Annotated in this window: 18 protein-coding genes; 4 read left to right on the top strand and 14 right to left on the bottom strand. The window is 62.1% G+C overall.

Going from position 1 to position 18,608, the window contains the following annotated elements; genetic code table 11:
* The first annotated feature begins 73 nt into the window (after nucleotides 1-73).
* From ACLF6L_RS10720 to ACLF6L_RS10705, 4 genes are all read left to right on the top strand, one after another.
* Entirely contained in the window at nucleotides 74-1,663 is a 1,590-nt protein-coding gene (locus ACLF6L_RS10720; RefSeq protein WP_412851658.1) for a BCCT family transporter, read from the top strand.
* A gap of 17 nt (nucleotides 1,664-1,680) precedes the next feature.
* A complete protein-coding gene (locus tag ACLF6L_RS10715; RefSeq protein WP_238615984.1) occupies nucleotides 1,681-2,295 on the top strand; it encodes a BMC domain-containing protein in 615 nt (204 codons plus the stop codon).
* Nucleotides 2,296-2,386: 91 nt separating this feature from the next.
* Complete coding sequence (locus tag ACLF6L_RS10710; RefSeq protein ID WP_412851657.1) at nucleotides 2,387-6,889, top strand: PAS domain S-box protein; 4,503 nt, start codon at nucleotides 2,387-2,389, stop codon at nucleotides 6,887-6,889.
* On the top strand, nucleotides 6,889-7,800 hold the full coding sequence (locus ACLF6L_RS10705; protein WP_238615994.1) for a diguanylate cyclase domain-containing protein: 912 nt from the start codon (nucleotides 6,889-6,891) through the stop codon (nucleotides 7,798-7,800). The genes ACLF6L_RS10710 and ACLF6L_RS10705 overlap by 1 nt, the downstream gene beginning before the upstream one ends.
* Nucleotides 7,801-7,824: 24 nt before the next feature.
* Here the strand turns inward: ACLF6L_RS10705 and ACLF6L_RS10700 are convergent, their stop codons facing one another.
* The 14 genes from ACLF6L_RS10700 to ACLF6L_RS10635 all read right to left on the bottom strand — a co-directional run bounded on the left by ACLF6L_RS10700 (nucleotide 7,825) and on the right by ACLF6L_RS10635 (nucleotide 18,603).
* Nucleotides 7,825-8,607 carry a ParA family protein gene (locus ACLF6L_RS10700; RefSeq protein ID WP_238615995.1) on the bottom strand — a complete coding sequence of 261 codons (783 nt, stop codon included), beginning with the start codon at nucleotides 8,605-8,607 and terminating at the stop codon, nucleotides 7,825-7,827.
* Nucleotides 8,604-8,975, bottom strand: coding sequence for a response regulator (locus ACLF6L_RS10695; protein WP_238615996.1), 372 nt, complete (start codon nucleotides 8,973-8,975; stop codon nucleotides 8,604-8,606). The genes ACLF6L_RS10700 and ACLF6L_RS10695 overlap by 4 nt, the downstream gene beginning before the upstream one ends.
* 17 nt (nucleotides 8,976-8,992) lie before the next feature.
* Complete coding sequence (locus tag ACLF6L_RS10690) at nucleotides 8,993-10,066, bottom strand: sensor histidine kinase (protein ID WP_238615997.1); 1,074 nt, start codon at nucleotides 10,064-10,066, stop codon at nucleotides 8,993-8,995.
* A gap of 10 nt (nucleotides 10,067-10,076) precedes the next feature.
* Nucleotides 10,077-10,661: a SpoIIE family protein phosphatase gene (locus tag ACLF6L_RS10685; protein WP_238615998.1), complete on the bottom strand. Its 585-nt coding sequence runs from the start codon at nucleotides 10,659-10,661 to the stop codon at nucleotides 10,077-10,079.
* Nucleotides 10,658-11,041, bottom strand: a complete 384-nt coding sequence (locus ACLF6L_RS10680) for an ATP-binding protein (protein WP_412851656.1) — start codon at nucleotides 11,039-11,041, stop codon at nucleotides 10,658-10,660. The genes ACLF6L_RS10685 and ACLF6L_RS10680 overlap by 4 nt, the downstream gene beginning before the upstream one ends.
* Nucleotides 11,042-11,123: 82 nt before the next feature.
* Nucleotides 11,124-11,534, bottom strand: coding sequence for an anti-sigma regulatory factor (locus tag ACLF6L_RS10675; protein ID WP_238616002.1), 411 nt, complete (start codon nucleotides 11,532-11,534; stop codon nucleotides 11,124-11,126).
* Entirely contained in the window at nucleotides 11,527-11,922 is a 396-nt protein-coding gene (locus ACLF6L_RS10670) for an STAS domain-containing protein (protein WP_238616004.1), read from the bottom strand. The genes ACLF6L_RS10675 and ACLF6L_RS10670 overlap by 8 nt, the downstream gene beginning before the upstream one ends.
* Nucleotides 11,919-12,791, bottom strand: coding sequence for an STAS domain-containing protein (locus ACLF6L_RS10665; RefSeq protein WP_412851655.1), 873 nt, complete (start codon nucleotides 12,789-12,791; stop codon nucleotides 11,919-11,921). The genes ACLF6L_RS10670 and ACLF6L_RS10665 overlap by 4 nt, the downstream gene beginning before the upstream one ends.
* Nucleotides 12,792-12,829: 38 nt before the next feature.
* On the bottom strand, nucleotides 12,830-14,098 hold the full coding sequence (locus ACLF6L_RS10660) for a methyl-accepting chemotaxis protein (protein WP_412851654.1): 1,269 nt from the start codon (nucleotides 14,096-14,098) through the stop codon (nucleotides 12,830-12,832).
* 9 nt (nucleotides 14,099-14,107) lie between these two features.
* Nucleotides 14,108-14,482, bottom strand: a complete 375-nt coding sequence (locus ACLF6L_RS10655; protein WP_238616009.1) for a response regulator — start codon at nucleotides 14,480-14,482, stop codon at nucleotides 14,108-14,110.
* Nucleotides 14,483-14,487: 5 nt separating this feature from the next.
* A complete protein-coding gene (locus tag ACLF6L_RS10650; RefSeq protein ID WP_238616010.1) occupies nucleotides 14,488-14,730 on the bottom strand; it encodes a hypothetical protein in 243 nt (80 codons plus the stop codon).
* Nucleotides 14,730-17,387: a chemotaxis protein CheA gene (locus tag ACLF6L_RS10645; RefSeq protein ID WP_238616011.1), complete on the bottom strand. Its 2,658-nt coding sequence runs from the start codon at nucleotides 17,385-17,387 to the stop codon at nucleotides 14,730-14,732. Before ACLF6L_RS10645 ends, ACLF6L_RS10650 begins: the two co-directional genes overlap by 1 nt.
* Nucleotides 17,384-17,761, bottom strand: coding sequence for a response regulator (locus tag ACLF6L_RS10640; RefSeq protein WP_200176117.1), 378 nt, complete (start codon nucleotides 17,759-17,761; stop codon nucleotides 17,384-17,386). The genes ACLF6L_RS10645 and ACLF6L_RS10640 overlap by 4 nt, the downstream gene beginning before the upstream one ends.
* Nucleotides 17,758-18,603, bottom strand: coding sequence for a CheR family methyltransferase (locus tag ACLF6L_RS10635; protein ID WP_238616013.1), 846 nt, complete (start codon nucleotides 18,601-18,603; stop codon nucleotides 17,758-17,760). Before ACLF6L_RS10635 ends, ACLF6L_RS10640 begins: the two co-directional genes overlap by 4 nt.
* Between the last annotated feature and the right edge of the window lie 5 nt (nucleotides 18,604-18,608).

Genomic DNA, 18,608 nt, shown 5'->3' with positions numbered 1-18,608 from the left:
GACAAGTTCATGATGATCATACATAGTTTTATGAACTATCCAGCCCCGGATGCCGCCTGGAACCCAAACAAGCATGGAAAACCCGCGTTTTCTGGATCTGCTCAAGAACCCTGTTTTCACCCTCTCCGCCACCCTGATCGCCATCCTGGCTCTGACCGGTGCCCTGATACCGGAACGTTTTGGTCGCGTGGCCGGACGACTGTATATCTTCACCACCGAGCACTTCGGCTGGCTCTACCTCATTTCCGTTTTCTGCTTTGTCATCTTTCTGGTCGGCCTGGCCCTGAGTCGCTACGGCAACATCCGCCTGGGCCGGGAGGATGAGCGTCCCGAGTTTCGCTTCTACACCTGGGTCGGGATGCTGTTTTCCGCCGGATTCGGCATCGGTCTGGTGTTTTGGGGGGTGGCCGAACCCATGAGCCATTTCTATACCTCTCCGTTCTCCGGCAACGAGGCGCAGATCACCGAGGCGGCCCGAATCGCCATGGGGTATTCCTTCTTCCACTGGGGGGTGAATCAGTGGGCCATCTTCGGCATCGTGGGCCTGGTGATTGCCTATTTCCAGTTTCGTCGCAAGCAGAACGGTCTGGTGTCCACCGCCCTGGAACCGGTGCTGGGCAAGCAGCCCTGGGTCAAGGACGGCGTGGACTCCCTGGCGGTGATCGCCACGGTCATGGGGGTGGCCACTTCCCTGGGGCTGGGGGTGCTGCAGATGAACGGTGGCCTGAGCGCGGTGTTCGGTATCCCCAATACGGGCTGGGTGCAGGTCCTCATCATCGTGGGGATTTTCAGCGCCTACATCCTGTCCACCATCACCGGCCTGGGTAAGGGCATCAAATACCTGAGCATCGTCAACATGACCCTGGTGCTGTTCATGCTGCTGGTGGTCTTCATCGCCGGGCCGACGGTGTTCATTCTGGAGACCTTCACCCTGGGCATGGGGGATTATCTGACCCATTTCGTGAATTACAGCCTGCGTCTCACACCTTATGAAGGCGGGGTCTGGGTCAGGGACTGGACCCTGTTCTACTGGGCCTGGGTGATTGCCTGGTCACCTTTCGTCGGGGCCTTCGTGGCACGGGTGTCCCGGGGCCGGACCATCCGGGAATTCATCTTCGGGGTGATGATCGTGCCGCCCCTGATCGCCTGTTTCTGGTTTGCCGTCTTCGGTGGCACCGCGCTCTATAGCGATCTCAACGCGGGCACCCAGATTGCCGAGGCGGTGAACCGGGACGTGACCGTGGCCCTGTTCGAGTTGTTCAACATCCTGCCGTTTTCCATCCTGTTGTCGCTGATGGCCTTGCTGCTCATCACCACCTTCCTGATTACCTCGGCGGACTCGGCTTCCTACATCCTGGGCAGCATGACCACCCGGGGCAGCCTGACACCGCCGCTGGTGGTGAAGATCATCTGGGGGGTGCTGATCTCGGCCATCGCCGGAGCGCTGCTCTTCGCTGGCGGCCTGGAGGCCCTGCAGACGGCTTCGCTGGTGGCGGCGGTGCCGTTCTGCATCATCATGATCCTGATGGTGGCGGCCCTGGTGCGACTGTTGCGCCGGGATGTCCTGCCCATCAGCAAGACGGACATGCGACGTTTCCTCAAGGTTCGGGCACGGTTGGATGAACTGGAAGGCAAGAGCAGGGATGAAGACAAGACTTCTTGAATCGACAGGCACCTTTGATGATCAAGCTTAGAACCTATGTATTCATGGATTCCCTGCAGCCGCAGCTGGCGGCCTACATGGCCACGGTCTCCCAGGGGTTTCTGCCGGTACCGGGGGATGCCTGTCTGTGGATCGAGGTCTCGCCGGGAATGGCGGTGCACCGGCTCACCGACATGGCCCTCAAGGCGACGCGGGTGCGTTTGGCCCAGCAGGTGGTGGAGCGGGCCTACGGCTCGATGGTGATTCACCAGCGGGACCAGAGCGACGTGCGCGAGGCGGGCCGGGTGCTGCTATCCCGCCTTGGGGCACGCCAGGAAGACCGTGAGACCTGCCGGGTCGCCTGGCAGGAAACCATCCGCGGCATCACCCCGGATCACAGTGTTTTGATCAACCGACAGAACCGCCGGGGGTCCATGATCCTGCCGGGGGAGAGTCTGTTCATTCTGGAAACGGAACCGGCGGGTTACGTGGTCTACGCCGCCAATCAGGCGGAAAAGGCGGCCAACATCACCCTGATCGATGTGCGTGCCGTCGGTGCCTTCGGTCGCCTTACCCTCTCGGGCAGCGAGGCGGATGTGGACGAGGCGGCGGAAGCGGCACTGGCGGCGGTGAGGCATCCGGCGGGGATCTGAGCCGGGTCACTCGGCGTGAACTCGGGCTTCGCGTTTGTGAGGTAGGCCAATGTTCTTTCCCCGACTGCACAGTGTTGCGACACGCCGCTTGGTGACATTGCCCGTCACGGCCACCCTGGCCGACGCACTCGACAGCATGAATCGGCATAACATCCGCACCGTGGTGATTATTGCCGCGGATGGCTATCGCCTGATCCTTTCGAGCATGCTGCTGTCATTCCAGGTCAAGGGTGTGGCCATGTCCACGCCACTGTCGGCGCTGGATCTGCCCGAAGCTCCCATGCTTGATCAGGAAGACTCCGTTCTGGACGGACTCAAGGCGATACGCAATCGTTGCGAGCATGTCTGCTTGGTGGATCAGGGAGGCAAACTGGCCGGCATTGTCAGTTACAGCGATCTGGCTGCCAGCCTGGACCCCAGGATGCTGGCCGAGACCCAGAGTCTGGGCGAGCTGTTACAGGGTGGTCAGCCGCTGGCGGTGGATGATCAACTGCCCGTCAAGGATGTCATGCGCCTGATGGACCTGGGAAAATGTACCGCCACCGTTGCCATTCGTCACGACAGGCCCGTGGGTATCCTGACCCAGCGGGACGTGATTCGCCTGCTGCAATCCGGTGCTGATCTGAACGGGGCTTTGGCGGATTACATGACTCACCCCGTGCTGACTCTGGACGAGCACGCCACCATCGCCGAGGCACTGACGTTTTGCCGTGAAAGACGGATCAAGCGGGTGGTTGTCGTGGATGCCAAGGGGCGCCTCAGCGGCCTTGTCAGCCAGAAAGATCTGGTCAGCCTCTATTACAACCGCTGGTTCACTCTGCTCAGGAATCATCAGCAAGAACTGGACTTGCTCAACCGCGAGCTTGCGGAAATCAACCAGGCGCTCACGACACTGACCGATGAGGTGCCCGCGGCTTTGGTTGTTGTCGACGGGAAGGGGCTGGTCATCCGGGTCAATCAGGCGGTATCGGCGTTATTGGGCTATGGGGTCGAGGAAATGCTGGGTCGGCCCGTGATGGATTTCTTTCAATGCAGCCACCCTGACGACGCCGAGCCCGGTTTGTCAGGGTGGCTGCATTGCGATCAGACCGATACTTTCATTCCCCGGGGCCAGTGCCGGGTATTGCAGTGCCTGGAGCAGGGGCAGGCCTATCAGGGCGATGAAGTGATGATGCGCAAGGATGGTCTGGGGGTGGCGGTGGAACTCAAGGCAAAGCCCCTGGGCGGATCCGGTCACTTCCTGTTCCTGCTGCAGGACGTCAGTGCCGCGGTCGTTCGTTCCCGGCAGCTGGAGCGGGAGCTGAGGCTGTTTACGGGCGGGCCGGTCATGGTCTGTGTGTGGCATCCCAGACCAGGTTGGCCAATGCGTTATGTGTCCAGCAATGTTCTGAGTGTGCTTGGCTTTTCGGTCGAGTCCATGTTGGCGCCGAATTTTCTGTTCGCGGATCTGGTCCATCCCGAGGATCTGCCCCGACTGGAACGGGACACGGCCATGGAACTGGCCGGTCGTGCGCCCGCCATCGAGCAGCATTATCGATTGCGTAACAAGGCCGGTCGGTATCAGTGGTTTTATGAATACTCGGTGCCGGAGTACGATGATGAGGGCAATCCGCTCATGCTGCGGGGGTACCTGCTGGGTCAGACCCAGGAGATCAGGACCCGAAAGGCGCTGGAGGAAGAGGAGCGCAAGTTTCGCATGCTGTTCGATCTGTATCCGGACGGCGTCTTGCTGCTCGACCCGAAGACCACCTTGCCCCTGCAGTTCAATGCCGCCGCTCACCAGACGTTGGGTTATGACGCCGATGCGTTCTCCCGATTGCGTATCCAGGATTACGAGGCCCTGGAAACTCCGGATGAGGTGGAGGCGCATGTGTCGAAGATCATGGCGCGGGGACGAGATGATTTCGAAACCCGGATGCGCCGCGAGGACGGCAGTCTGATCCATGCAAATATTTCCGTGGTTGCCATGGAATTGAGTTCCGGACCCTGTCTGTTGGTGGTGTTCAGGGACGTCACGGCGCAGAAAAACAATGAAATGCACCTGCTTGAGAGCAGGGAACGGCTCAAGCTCGCCACCGAGGCGGCCAATATCGGTATCTGGGACTACGACATCGCCAATGACGTGCTGCTCTGGGACGAAGGGATGTTCAGGGTTTATGGCGTGGATCAGCAGATCTTCGGCGGTCGCTTCAAGGACTGGCAGGCACGGGTCCTGCCCGAATCGCTCCCGACCGTGTTGGGGGCATTCGAGCGCCTGCTGAAGGAGGATGTCCGTTTCGACGTGGAGTTCCAGATACAGCGATACCGGGATGGGGCACACAGGACATTGCGTGGTCTGGCCCAGGTCAGGCGCAACGAGGCCGGAGAGGCGGTACGTGTGGTCGGCGTCAACGAGGACATCACGGATCGGGTCATGGCCGCCCGGGAACTGGCGGCACAGGAAGCCAAGTTTCGAGGTTTGTTCGAGCTGTCACCGGTCGGGATCGCCATGAATGATTTCAGGACCGGGCAGTTTCTCGAATTCAATCGGGCGATCAACGAACCTGCCGGCTATACCCCCGGAGAGTTCAGACGACTCAGCTACTGGGAGCTGACGCCCGCGTCTTACCTGCCCGAGGAAGAAAAGGCTCTGGCCTCCATGGAAGCGACGGGCTTCTACGGTCCCTTCGAAAAGGAATACATTCGCAAGGACGGCAGTCGCTACCCGGTACTGCTCCATGGATTCAAGACTACGGATCAGGATGGGCGGGAAGTGATCTGGTCCATCATTCAGGATATTTCCCACATCAGGCAGGCCCAGGAGGCGGCCGAGCGCGCCAATCGGGCCAAGGGTGAGTTTCTGGCCAACATCAGTCATGAGATCCGCACGCCAATGAACGCGTTCATCGGCATGACGGAGTTATTGCTCAACACCCCCATGGATGAGCGGCAGCAGGATTATCTTGCGAAGATACGTGATGCTTCACGCATGCTGCTGGGCATCATCAACGACATCCTGGACTATTCGAAAATCGAGGCCGGCAGGCTGGAACTGGACTGTCATCCTTTCCTTCTCGATGAACTGCTGGATCGCATGCGAGCCCTGTTTGCCCTCACGGCGGAAACCAAGGGTATCGAGCTGATACTGCAACAGGAAACCGATGGCGGGCTGATGGTGGAGGGAGACTTCCTGCGCCTGTGCCAGGTTCTGAGCAATCTGTTGAGCAATGCCGTCAAGTTCACCGAACAGGGGCGGGTGACCCTGGCAATTCATCAGCTTGCCTTGGGCGACGAGGGTACCTCGGTGCGATTGCGTTTCCAGGTTCGGGATACCGGCATCGGGATCAGCGAGCCGCAACAGACCAAGCTGTTTCTTCCCTTTTCCCAGGCGGATTCTTCCACCACCCGCAAATACGGCGGCACCGGTCTGGGTCTGGTGATCAGTCGTCGCCTGGTGGCGCAGATGGGCGGGGAACTGGCGCTTTACTCCGCGCCCGGCCAGGGCAGTCTGTTCCAGTTCGAACTTCAGCTTCCTCTATCCGGCCACGTCTCCAAGGCAGCAACCACCAACGGTCTGATTCACGGGAAAGGCAGGGTCCCCACCTTTCCCGGCCAGACCATCCTGCTGGTGGAGGATAATGCCATCAATCAGGAGGTGGCCATGCAGATACTCAAAAATACCGGTGTCGAAGTCATGGTGGCCTGTAACGGTCTGGAGGCCGTCAATCTGCTGGAGCAGCAGCCTGTCGATCTTGTGCTCATGGATCTGCAGATGCCGGTGATGGACGGTATTGAAGCGACACGGCGTATTCGTCAGCGTTTTTCGGAGTTGCCGGTCGTGGCGTTGTCCGCGGCGGCGATGGATGATGACCGGCTACGCGCCCGGGCGGCGGGCGTGAACGGCCATCTGGCCAAGCCGATCGATACCCAGGCCCTGTTTGCCATGTTGAGGCGCTGGCTGCATGAAGATACCATGCGGGCCGGTGACACGGCTGCCTCGTCTCCTGATTGCGCGCTGCCCTCCGACCTGCCGGGGTTCGATCTGGATCGTGGTCTGCGGACCTTCGAGGGCAATGCCTCCTTGTATCTGAACATGCTGCGTCGTTTCAATCTGGAGCTGCAGACCGGTTTCTCCGATATCGATATGGTTTTGAAGCCACCCCATGCCGAAATGTTGCGGCACAGCCTTCACACCCTCAAGGGGCTGGCGGGAACTCTGGGCGCAAATCGTCTGCAGAGACGCGCAAGGGCCATGGAGCAGGCCCTGGAGAAAGATGGCGATGTTCCCCGGCGACTGCGTGCCTCGTTCATCGAAGCCCTGAACGAAGTGCGTAAAAGTCTGACCACCTTGCCGGTGGCGCCTGTGGTCGAACGGGACACGGTTGATGACCCCGAGTCCGTGAGGGTGTTGATGCAGAGGGTGCATGCCTCCCTGTTGGCCGGCGAGTGGGTGGCCGCCGATACCATACATCGGGTGACCGACTGCCTGCGGCGACGTGTCGGCGAGGCCAGGGTGAAGGAGTTGGAGCAGTTACTGGCTGATCTTGAGCACGAGAGGGCCGCTGATCTGTTACGGAAACTGGCATGCGACGCCGGTCTGGAGATTGAAGTCTGATGTTGAACGAGGTCAAGGCCACGGTGCTGATCGTTGACGATCAGCCCGCCAACATTCATGTATTGGCCAATCTGTTGAGCAGTGAGTATCGTATTCTGACCGCGACCCGGGCGGAAAAGGCCCTGATCCTGGCCGGCAGGGAACCGGCTCCGGACCTGATCCTGCTGGATGTGCTCATGCCGGACATGGATGGTTATGAGTTGTGCTATCGGCTCAAGGAAGATGCGCGTACCCGGCATATCCCGGTGATCTTCGTGACGGCGCTGGATCATGATGTCAACGAGGAAAAGGGTTTCAACCTGGGGGCGGCGGATTACATTTCCAAGCCTTTCAATCCGGCCATTGTCCGTGCCCGGGTACGTAATCACATCAATTACAAACTCAAGGCCGACCAGCTGGAGCGGATATCGCTTCAGGACAGTCTGACGGAGCTTCCGAACCGGCGTCATTTCGACCAGACACTGGCGGAGGAATGGTCACGCCTGTCCCGTCATGTCCCTTCCTGCCTGTCCCTGCTCATGATCGATGTCGACTGTTTCAAATCCTACAACGATCATTACGGCCATGGCGCGGGAGATGTCATCCTGCGCCGGGTGGCTCAGGTGCTGAAAGGCAGTATCGCCAGACCTTCGGATTTTGTCGCCCGATACGGGGGAGAGGAGTTCGTTGCCCTGCTACCGGATACGGATGCCCAGGGTGCCCGGCACGTTGGGGAGTGCATGGTGGCGGCGGTGAGAGACTTGATGATTCCCCATGAGTATTCCGGCGTCTCTTCCTGCCTGACCGTCAGTGTTGGTGTTGCCACCCATGCCGCCCCGGCACCGCTGCCGTCCGCGGAAGCACTCAAGCAGGCGGCGGATCAGGCACTCTATCGGGCCAAGTCCCATGGGCGCGACCGGGTGATGGAGTGAGCGCCTGAATGAACGATCCGGCTTTCAGGCTCGCATGCGTTGTTCGATGACTCCGAAGACTGTCCTGTAATCCTCATTGCCGCGGCTGCGGGGCGCATACAGCCGGATGGGTCGCCCGGCGGCGAAGGATTCCGCCAGCTTGATGTCGTTGCGAATCCCGCCCAGTACCCGGTCCTCGCCAAACTGCCGGGCCACCTGATCGCGGACGGTCTGGTGCTGCCGGACCCGCATGTCCAGCATCACCGGCAACACCCCCATCAGACGCAGGTTGGCATTGCTGCGCATGGCCACCTTGAAAAAGACCTTCGACAGTTGCTTGACCCCTTCACCGGCCAGGGGGTGCGGCATGAACGGGATGACCGCCCAGTGGGCGGCCGCCAGGGCATTGAGCAGCAGATGATCCAGGGAGGGCGGCGAGTCGATGACAACCTGATCATAGCGGGATGTCAGTGCCGGATCCGCCAGTGCCCGTGCCAGCACTTGCTCGTCATCGGGGGCGCTGCCGTGCTGAAAATCCGGATTGGCGGGGGCCAGGTCCAGGCCCAGGCAGCAGGTGGGATAGCGTGCGTCCAGCAGACCGATGTCGTGGTCCTGAAAGAGATGGTGCACCGTGGGTCGAGTGGGGGAAGGCGTGACCCCAAGGCCCAGGGCGCAGTGCCCCTGGGTGTCCAGGTCGATCAGAAGCGTGCGACGGCCCGTCGCGGCGAATTCCGCCGCCAGGTTGACCGCCGTGGTGGTCTTGCCGGTACCCCCCTTGCGGTTGCTGACCACTAGCACGGTGGGCCCCGTTCCCCCCGCCGCGCTCATGGATGCAGGGTTTCCTCAAGAACCCGGCGCAGTGACTCACGGGTGAAGGGCTTGGGCAGGGTGGCCTTCACGCCCATCAGTTCGGCGGACTCCAGGTTGAATTCCAGGCTGATGGAACGGCGCCCGCCGGACATGGCAATGATGGGAATGGGGCTGTTGCGCTGATTGAGGGCATTGATCAGTTCGATGCCATCGCCGTCCGGCATCAGGATGTCGGTCATGATCAGGTCCGGCGAATGGGACTCCAGGAGTGTGAGGGCCTGGGTGCCGCTGGCGGCGCCGAGTACGCGGAACCCTTCCTTGCTCAGCATTTCCTGCAACATGGTCCGGAAAGTGTTGTCGTCATCAACTACCAGGATTGTGGTCATGGTCTTTTCCGTGTCTGTCATGGGGACAGGTCTTTGGGGGGCGCCGTGTGACCCGGACCCGGGGTATGTCCGCCAAGGGCGGGCAGGTCGATGCTGAACCGGGTGCCCGCACCGGAGGTGCTCTCCAGGGTGATCGTACCGCCCAGGCTGGTCACCAGGCCATGGATCACCGACAGTCCCAGCCCGGTTCCCCTGCCGGGGGGCTTGGTGGTGAAGAAGGGATCGAAGATACGTGCCTGGATCTCCGGTGTCATCCCCTCGCCGTTGTCGGTGACGCTCAGGCGGACGATGGGGCCGGGCTGATCCGATGTCCGCGGCAGGGTATCAATGCCGACCCGTATCATCCCGGCCCGCCCTTGGATGGCATCGGCGGCGTTGATGCAAAGATTCATGACGATCTGCTGGATCTGGCTGTGCTCCGCCATCACCCAGGCCTGCCCGGGACCCTCGTCCATGACCAGTCGAATGTGCACGGGCAGGGTAGCCCTTAGTAGCTCGATGGTTTCGCCGACGACGGGAACCACATTGACGGGCTCAAGGATCTCGGGCATTGAGCGGGCGAAATCCAGCAACCGGGTGGTCAGGTCACGGGCCTTGAAGCTGGATTTGAGGATATGGCCCAGATACCGGGCGCCGCTGGAGTCGGGCTGTACCTCGTCCGTGAGCAGTTCACTGAAACCGATGATGCTGCCCAATATGTTGTTGAATTCGTGGGCCACGCCCGAAGCCAGGGTGCCGATGGCCTCCAGACGGCGGAGCTGATCGAGACGGGCGCTCAGGATGGCCTGGGTGCGATGTTCCAGTTGCTCGCGAAAGGCCAGGCTGTAAGCCATGTAGGCCTCCATGAGCGGGGCCGTGACCTTGTCCGCCACCGTTGCCAGCGTCAGTTCCGGATGTGCCTGGGCCAGCGCCACCAGGGCGGCATGATGGATCTCGCTGACTTCCTCCAGCGGAAGTTCGCGACTCACCATTTCCCGGCCAAGGGCGGCGGCATCGGTCAGGGCCTGCTCCGTGGTCAGCGGGTCGTCGGTGAGGACGGCCTGCAGCAGCAGCCGGGTGTAGCGCGCCGTGATGTCGTCATCGCTATCCAAGTCGGCGGATTCATGCATGTCGGTAGAGGAGGATGGCGGCATCGTCGTTGTCCCGTGCCCAGCGTTGCAACAGTGTCCGGGCGGTCTGGTCCGTCGGCGAGGCATCCTTCAGGGCATCGGAAATGGGGATATCCTCGCTGATACCGTCGGAAAACATGACCAGCCAGTCACCCGGCCGCAGCAGATGACGCTCTGCGTAGAGACGATGGAAACCGGCACCGACAATGCCTCGTGCGCCCCCCAGTCTTGTCAGTCGATCCTGTTGCAGCAGCAGGGCGCGGATGTTGCCGACGGCGACGTGGGTCAGTGTCCCCTGATCATCGATCAGCGCCATGGCCAAGGCAACGCCACGGGTGCCTCGCAACAGGGTGTCGCACCGGCCGAGGAGTCGGGTGGGCGGCAACGATCCCAACGCCATCAGATGCTGCATGGTGCTGAGGGCGGCATGGTGAGCCTCCGGGCCGTGTCCCAATCCATCGGCAAGCGCCATGTACAGTGTCTCGCCCTGCCGCCAGCAGCCGACCTGGTCCCCGCAGAGTGTTTCACCCGGCATCGGCCGGATGGCTCGACCCAGATTGTCGCTGCATGATTTCATGATCTGTCCACGGGCCGGTGACGGCACCATTTGATGGCCCTGATGCGGGTCCCCTGTCCCAAGGTGGAACTGATGCTGAATTCGTCCATCAAGCGGCTGGCTCCGGGCAGACCGCAGCCCAGCCGCCTTGCCGTGCTGTACCCTTCAGTCATGGCCAGATCAAGATCCGGAATGCCCGGTCCCTGGTCTTCCGCCCTCATTTCAAGCCCGATGATGCTGCCGTCGTTGTCGGTCAGTGGCTGCAGGTGGAGGGTGCCGCCGCCGGCATGTACCGCCATGTTGGCGGTCAGCTCCGAGGCGGCCGTGGCCACGTGATAGGCTTGCGCCCGGCCGAATCCCAGGTGTTCGGCCATCTGCCGGGCCGCGCGCGCGGCTTGCATGACATCCTGTTCACCGTGGATCGGTATGATCTGTGCGGGGGCAGTCGTGCAGTGGGTGTGGGGCGGGGGCTGTCGTGACATGTCAGACGGGCTTGCGAATGGCGATGACGATGCGGGTCAGCCCAGGGTTCGAGCTGATATGAAAACTGTCCACCAGTCTGCGGACCCCGGGCAATCCGGCGCCCAGGCCGCCGCTGGTGCTGAAGCCGTCCTGCAGGGCCAGGGTGAGATCGGGAATGCCGGGGCCGTGGTCTTCGATGGTGATCCGGATCATGCGTTCGCCCGGGTCCGACAGGTCTTCGATGAGGCAGGAGCCTGCCCCGGCATACTGGATCACGTTGCGGGTCAGTTCGGAGACCGCCGTGGCCAGCCGGGTCTGGTGGGCCTTGCCGAAGCCGAGATGGGCACTGAGCTCGCGGGCGGCCTGGCGGGCGGTGACGATGTCGCTGCTGTTGCCGATGGCAAGCCGTACGGACGGTCGTCGTTCATTCATCCCCGTCACCGGTGAAACGGATGTCGCCGCGGTGGGCGATGCGCTCCCTGAGCATCTCCAGACCCTGATCCAGGTTGAAGGCGCAGTCGGCTCCGATCAGATCCCTGCCCATCTCGATCAGGGTCATGGCGACATAGGGCTGGATACCGCAGATCACCACTTCCGCGCCCAGCAGGCGCACCATGCTGGCGGTATCGTTGATGACCCGTGCCATGTAGGAGTCCACCACGTCCAGCGCGGTGATGTCCACGGCCACGCCCAGGGCCTCGATCTCCGCGACCTTGTTGACCAGATCGGACTGGAACTGCATGGCCTCGTTGTCGGTGAGGTCTTCCTGAATGGAGACCAGCAGGATTCGTCCCAGACGCAGGATGGGAATTTTTTTCATGGGTGTGCCGGATCCTCCATGGCGGTGATGCGCTTGCCGGTGATCATCAGGGCTTCGGCAATACCGGCGCGCAGGCTGGCGCGGCAGATGACATCGCCGAAGCGGATGCCCAGCTTGGTCAGGGTCTGGGCGCCTTCCGGACTGATGCCGGTGAGCACCACCCGGCTACCCAGCAGACGGGCGGCGTCGATGGTCTTCATGATGTGCTGGGCCACGCTGGTATCAATGATGGGGACGCCGGTCAGGTCGATGACCGTCACCCGCGCTTCATGACGGGCAATGGCCTCCAGCAGATGATCCGCGATCTGACGGGCCCGTCCGGTATCGATGATGCCCACCAGAGGCAGCAGCAGGATCTGATGCCACAGGCGCAGCACGGGAGTGGACAGTTCCATCAGTGACAGATTCTGTTCCGAAATATGGCGATCCCGCAGGCTGAGTATGCTGTTGAAGGCGAACAGTGCAATCCGGTCAAAATAGCGATCCAGCCGAAGCATGGGTTCCGCCATCGAGAGTGTTTCGCTCTTCCGGTCCCAGGCCGTGACATGACGCAGCAGCAGTTGCCGAAGGCTGAAGAGCAGGCGCAAGGGATCCGTGGCCTGTTCCGGGTTGCGGGCCTGTTCGGCGGCCAGATGTCGCAGATGTACGCACAGGGGGGCCTGCTCGTCCAGGTCGGGGAGCTGATCCGGCGGGGCCGTCGTCAGCGCCGACAGGATCTGGTCAAACAGCGTCTGCATGATGTGTCGGGTCTGTGCCGGTGATGCCCAGCCCGGTTGACCGCTGTTATCGGCGGGCAACCACTCGGCGAACCATTCGGCGAGTATCTCATCCCGATGGGTTTGCAGGTGTTGTGACAGGGAAACGGTCATGGGCATTCTCGTCGGGTCACGGATGCCGATGCGCGGCATCAGAAAAGTTCGATACGCGGTCCCGCATCGGGGGTGGTGGTCTGGTGGTCGGGGTGGCTGTGACGGGCCTCGTCCTCCAGATAGCGGGCCAGCAGCTGCTGCAACTCCTCCGGGAGGGGCGCAAAACCCGTGGGAGACTGATCCACGCCGGCATAGAGCCGGCAACGCTCCGCCAGGGTGTCGGTCATGCGGGTCAACCGCTGTCCCTCCACATCCTGATACTGCATCAGCCCCAGCATGTCGGCAATCTGTTCCGCCAGTTCGGTATTGTGCCGGGTGACCACCGAGAACAGGGTCTTGTAGAACTGGCGCATGTCCTCGTAACTGTGCTGCAACGCCTGGAAGGCATCAACCACCTGGGTCGCCTTTTCCAGGTGGTGGTGAGAGTCGCCGAGGTTGCTGTTGGCCAGGCTGTTTTCCACCGCCATCAGGGCCTGATTGAGGCCGGATTCGATGGTGTCGGCCGCCGTCGAGGCACGATTGGCCAGGGCGCGTACCTCGGTGGCCACGACGGCAAATCCGCGCCCCGAGTCGCCGGCCCGGGCGGCTTCAATGGCGGCGTTGAGGGCCAGCAGGTTGGTCTGCTGGCTGATCTCCTTGATGGAGGCGGCGAGCCCTTCCAATTGCTTGACCTCCTGGAGGATGTGGTGAATCACCTCGGCATCCTGACGGATCTTGTCCGGCAGTTCGCGCACAAAGCTGGCAATCCTGTTCATGTCCTCCACACCCTGCTGGATGTCCACCGCCATGGTGGCCGCGTTGGTGCTGGAGTGGTGCAGATAGTCCAGCAGCTTTCCGGCCGCCTCGTTGAGCCGGCCGGTGCGTTCGATGATGCCCAGGGTGTAGGTCTCGCTGTCCTGCAGGTTCTGCCGCAGCGCGTCCTGAAAGGCCTGATCCATATCGGCCGTGGCATGCATGGAATCGCGGCTGGCTGCCAGTTGTGTCTCGGTCTTGACCAGTTCCTCGTCCAGCGCCTCCAGGGTGCGGCACAGGGAACCGGCGTTGCGGTAGCTGGTGCGAAAGAATACCAGTCCGGCGAGGAAGTTGGTCCCCAGCAGGGCAATGGCCACCATGATCGCCAGTACCGCGGGTTCACTGATGCCCAGCCATTGCGACAGCCGCGCCGGCCAGGCATGGGTGTGATACACCAGCAGGGACAGCAGCAGGGTGCCCAGCACCGTGGAGACGGCCATGTTGCGACGCAGGGTGCGCGCCTGTTGCAGGGAGGCTTCGGCCAGTTTCCGGCGCTGCTCGGTCAGGACCGTCATGGGGTGTCCTCAGGCGCCGGGCAGGACTTGCTTGATGACCTTGATCAGGTCGGCGCCACTGACGGGTTTGAGCAACCAGCCGGTGGCACCCAGTTTCTTGGCCTCGTCCCGCTTGGCCTGCTGGCTTTCCGTGGTCAGGGCCAGGATGGGGATGAAGCGCATGCCCGGCAGGGCGCGGGCATGACGGATGAAGTCGATCCCGCCCATGCGGGGCATGTTGATGTCGGTGATGATCAGGTCCGGCTTGACGCCGGACTTGAGCTTGTCCAGGGCCTGCTGACCGTCGTGGGCCGTCTCCACGGTGAAACCGGCGATCTGCAGGCTGGTTTTCAGGCTCATGACCATGGTGACTGAGTCATCCACCACAAGAATGGTCTTGGGCATGGAATTCATTCCTCTTGATTGAGTGCGTGTCTGAGCCAGTCTGCCGGCCGGGCGTCTTCGGGCCAGGCGGTGATCCGGGGGCGGGTGGCCATCAGGACCTGCAAGTTGGCGGCATGCAGGTGGGTACAGCCGGCCAGATCCAGGTTGCCTTCGGGATGCTTGAGCAGCCAGTCGAGCAAGATTTCGGCATCTTCGACGCCAAGCATGTCGGTGACCCGCAAGGTGTTGTCATCGATTTCAATGCCCATCACAGCAACTCCCGGGGATTGAGCACCAGCAGAACCGATCCGTCCCCCAGCAGGGCGGAGCCGGCATAACCCCGCAGGTTGCCGAGGAATCCGGCCAGGGGTTTGAGAATGATGTCCACGGTCTCGCGACAGTCATCCACGATGATGCCGAGAAAATCGTTTTCGATGCGCACCACCACCACCGCCATTTCACCATCATCGTTGGGAACCTGGGCTTCGTCCAGGGCCAGCAGGTCATTGAGCGCCACCAGCGGCACCACGCGGCCGCGCAGAACCGTGGTCATCTGGTGCTTGATGCATTGGATGTCGGTCCGTGCCACCCGTACGGTTTCCGCCACCGCGTCCATGGAGACGCCGAAACGCTGGCCGGCGGAGACGATGATCATCACGTTGGTCACGGCCATGGACAAGGGCAGGGAGAGCCGCAGGCGGGTTCCTTCGCCCGGTCGGCTTTTCAGATCGATGCTGCCGTTGACCCGCGCCACCGCCGTGCGCACCACGTCCATGCCCACGCCCCGTCCGGACAGGTCGGACACCTGGGCGGCGGTGGAAAAACCGGGGGCGAAGACCAGATTCAGTGCCTCCTGATCCGTGAGCCGCTCCAGGGCCTGTTCGTCGATGATACCCTTTTCATAGGCCTTGCGGCGGATCGCCGCGGGGTCGATGCCGCGACCGTCATCGGCGATCTCGATCACCACCCGGTCTGATTCGGAACGCGCGCTGATGGTGAGCCGTCCCGCCATCGGCTTGCCGGCGGCGCGACGTTCCTCCGGGGTCTCCAGGCCATGGTCGAGGCTGTTGCGAATGATGTGGACCAGGGGATCGGCCAGGGATTCGATGACGTTCTTGTCCGCCTCGGTGGATTCTCCTTCCAGTACTAGTCGCACTTCCTTGCCCAGTTTATGGGCGGTATCCCTGACCAGCCGCGGGAAACGCTGGAACACGAAGGACACCGGCAGCAGTCGAACCTGCATGATGGCGTCCTGCATTTCATCGGCGATGCGATTGAGTGTGCCGTACTGTCCCTTGATTTCCCGGGATAGCTCCCGCACGCCGAATACCGTCTCGGCACGGGCGGCCAGATAGGGCAGGGCATTCTTGGCCACGATCATCTCGCCGATGAGGTTCATCAGTCGGTCGATCTTGGCCTGATCCACCTTGATGGCGCTGGGGCTGGCATAGTTGTCTTCCAGGCGGCGGCCGAACTTGCGGGCCTCTCCGTTGCCGGTTGTTGCGCCCGGCGTGGCGGGGGTGGGGGCGGGCTCGGTGGCGACGGTGCTGGGCGCCGCCGGTGCGGGATCGACGCCGACCGGTGCCGGCGTGACATGGTCCGCCAGCCATCGGGCCAGGGGCGAGGATGCCTTCTGCTCCAGCGCCGCCCGCAGGGCCTCGTCCATGCCTTCAAGGCGGGCCTGCTGTCCCGCTTGAGTGAAGGCTGCCCGCAGGCTGGCGGCGACGGCCCGCAGGCGGCCGGGGAGCCAGGGCGGTGTATCCTCCAGAGCGAGGATTTCGGCCTGGGTCGAGATGATGTCGGCATCGGGGGCGGCGGTGTCTTCGAGGACGGGTGCCGTGTCGTCACCGATACCTGCTCCACGGCGGATGTCGTCCAGCAGTTTTTGCTGGAGCCGGGTGTCGTCCGGCTGGGTGCCCAGTACCAGCAGCAGCCAGCGCAGCGCCGAGGCTACTTTGAGTTCGGGTGATGATAGTTCCAGCAGCAGTCGGCTGGCCCGGGCCAGACCGTCATGGTTGCCGGATTCCAGGTGTGACTTCGCGGTCTCAAGGTATTCCGCCACGGGCAGGCCGTCGTGCGTTTCCCCGGTAGGAATGGCCAGCATTGCCGGTTGAAGGGGGATGATCTCCACCTGGTCCGGGATGTAGCGGAAGTGTTCCGTCAGCTCCCGCGGATCCATGGGAATGACGCACTCGAAATGCAGCAGGCAGCGGTAGGCATCCAGGGCGTCCGGGGCCGGCCAGGGTTCCCGGGCACTGACTCGGCGCCAGAGGGGGTCGGGCAGCTGGGTGATCTGATAGAACGGGTCTTCCCCCTTGAAAAAACATTCTTCCTCGGGCCGATAACTGAGCCACGAGCAGGACTGCCCCTGGACCATGCGACGATATGCATCCATGCGCGCGGCTTCAGGTATCCGCGTCGTCGGGTCTGTCACGTCGTCGGCCGGGTCATCGGGGCGGGCGTGTGTTGCCGGGGTCGAGGCCGTCAATGGTTCGGCGGCGGTTGTCTCGGGTTCGTCCTGCTCGGCCCGAGCCGTGATGAGTCGACGCAGGGAATCGGTCAGCGCCACGGCGGCCGCGGTGCGTTCGGCATCGGCGGGCAGGTTGCCGTCGCCGCCGGCGAGGATCTCGTCGAGCAGGGCCGAGACAAAATCCATCGCCTCGAGCAGTGGATCCGCCAGCGACTGGGAATAGCCGATGCGGCCGTCCCTGACGGTGTCCATCAGGTCCTCGGCACCGTGGAGTACACGGGTCATCTCGGGAAAGTCGAACAGTCCGCTATTGCCCTTTAGGGTGTGGACCAGTCGGAACAATTCATCCATGAGTTCATGATCATCCGGCGTGTTTTCCAGCTGCATGAGCCGTTCGCCGATGGACTGGATGGCGTCCCTTGATTCACTGATGAACTGATCCAGTAACGGATTCATGACGGATGCCCCTCTCCAAGCAGGCCCCGTACCTGAGGCAGTAGCTGTTCGGGCCTGATCGGCTTGACGACGTACAGGTTGGCGCCGGCGACCAGGGCGGCCTCACGGTCCCGGGGCGACGACTCGGTGGAGATCATGATGGCCGGCGCCTGCGGGATGTCCTTCTCGCGCAGTGCCTTGAGAAAGCCGTAGCCGTCCAGCTTGGGCATGTTGATATCCACCAGGTAGAGGTCGAAGGGGCCTTCCATCTCCAGTTTTTCCAGGGCTTCCAGTCCGTTGATGGCCTCGATGACGGCAAAGCCGGCCTGTTCGAGGATTTCACGGTGATAGAGCCGGACCGTGGCTGCGTCGTCTATGACGAGAATGCGTTTCATCTCGCCTCCAGGGGTTTCTGATATACGATGGCTTCGGGAAAGCGCCGGATCTGGAACAGCGAGGAGATGCGGCTCATGGACTCGGAATGCCCAAGGCAGATGAAACCACCGGGGTTGAGGGCATCGAAAAAGGACTCCGCGGTCTTCTTGCGGGACAGGTCGTCGAAATAGATCAGCAGGTTGCGGCAGAAGATGACATCGAACTGCCGGTGACCGCGCATGTCGGCGGCATCGTGGACGTTCACACGGGTGAACTCCACCGCTTCCCGCAGGCTTTGGCTGATCTGGTAATGGCTGCCTGCCCGGTGAAAATATTTTTTCAGCAGATTGGTGGGCAGGTGCTGGATTGCCCGGCTGGCATACAGTCCCTTGCGGGCCTGCTCCAGAACCTGGGTATCGATATCGGAGGAAATGATCTCCACGTCCCACTGTTCGAGCAGCGGCCAGTGTTCCAGCAGGTAGATGGCGATACCGTAGGGTTCCTCGCCGGAGGAGGAGGGCACCGACCAGATGCGGATGGGCCGCGAGGATGAGCGTCGGGCCACGAGTTCGGGGAGAATGGAATCCACCAGACAGCGAAACTGGTACTCCTCGCGGAAGAAGTAGGTTTCGTTCACCGTCATGGCATTGATCAGGGTCTGCAGTTCGGCCCCGGAGGCCTGGAAGCGCAGCATGGTGAAGTAGTTGCGAAAGCTTTCATTGGCGGTGGCGGCCATGCGCTCAAGCAGGCGTTTGTCCACGAAATAGCGTTTGCTGTCCTCGAACAGCATGCCGGTCTTGCGATAGAAGAATTCCCGGAATTTCTGAAAATCCTCGTCGCTGATGACGCTGGGTTTCTGCATGGACA

The organism is Ectothiorhodospira shaposhnikovii (assembly GCF_047222355.1).
Classification (GTDB): Bacteria; Pseudomonadota; Gammaproteobacteria; order Ectothiorhodospirales; family Ectothiorhodospiraceae; genus Ectothiorhodospira.
This window is presented reverse-complemented; position numbering and strand designations above follow the sequence as displayed.

Bases quoted from the DNA above. Each gene is read 5' to 3' on its own strand.
- ACLF6L_RS10645 (WP_238616011.1), bottom strand. From the start codon at position 17,387: ATGAATCCGTTACTGGATCAGTTCATCAGTGAATCAAGGGACGCCATC.
- ACLF6L_RS10675 (WP_238616002.1), bottom strand. From the start codon at position 11,534: ATGAATGAACGACGACCGTCCGTACGGCTTGCCATCGGCAACAGCAGC.
- ACLF6L_RS10660 (WP_412851654.1), bottom strand. From the start codon at position 14,098: ATGACGGTCCTGACCGAGCAGCGCCGGAAACTGGCCGAAGCCTCCCTG.
- ACLF6L_RS10685 (WP_238615998.1), bottom strand. From the start codon at position 10,661: ATGAAATCATGCAGCGACAATCTGGGTCGAGCCATCCGGCCGATGCCG.
- ACLF6L_RS10705 (WP_238615994.1), top strand. From the start codon at position 6,889: ATGTTGAACGAGGTCAAGGCCACGGTGCTGATCGTTGACGATCAGCCC.
- ACLF6L_RS10670 (WP_238616004.1), bottom strand. From the start codon at position 11,922: ATGAAAAAAATTCCCATCCTGCGTCTGGGACGAATCCTGCTGGTCTCC.
- ACLF6L_RS10680 (WP_412851656.1), bottom strand. From the start codon at position 11,041: ATGCAAGCCGCGCGCGCGGCCCGGCAGATGGCCGAACACCTGGGATTC.
- ACLF6L_RS10635 (WP_238616013.1), bottom strand. From the start codon at position 18,603: ATGCAGAAACCCAGCGTCATCAGCGACGAGGATTTTCAGAAATTCCGG.
- ACLF6L_RS10695 (WP_238615996.1), bottom strand. From the start codon at position 8,975: ATGACCACAATCCTGGTAGTTGATGACGACAACACTTTCCGGACCATG.
- ACLF6L_RS10720 (WP_412851658.1), top strand. From the start codon at position 74: ATGGAAAACCCGCGTTTTCTGGATCTGCTCAAGAACCCTGTTTTCACC.
- ACLF6L_RS10715 (WP_238615984.1), top strand. From the start codon at position 1,681: ATGATCAAGCTTAGAACCTATGTATTCATGGATTCCCTGCAGCCGCAG.
- ACLF6L_RS10650 (WP_238616010.1), bottom strand. From the start codon at position 14,730: ATGGGCATTGAAATCGATGACAACACCTTGCGGGTCACCGACATGCTT.
- ACLF6L_RS10640 (WP_200176117.1), bottom strand. From the start codon at position 17,761: ATGAAACGCATTCTCGTCATAGACGACGCAGCCACGGTCCGGCTCTAT.
- ACLF6L_RS10665 (WP_412851655.1), bottom strand. From the start codon at position 12,791: ATGACCGTTTCCCTGTCACAACACCTGCAAACCCATCGGGATGAGATA.
- ACLF6L_RS10700 (WP_238615995.1), bottom strand. From the start codon at position 8,607: ATGAGCGCGGCGGGGGGAACGGGGCCCACCGTGCTAGTGGTCAGCAAC.
- ACLF6L_RS10655 (WP_238616009.1), bottom strand. From the start codon at position 14,482: ATGCCCAAGACCATTCTTGTGGTGGATGACTCAGTCACCATGGTCATG.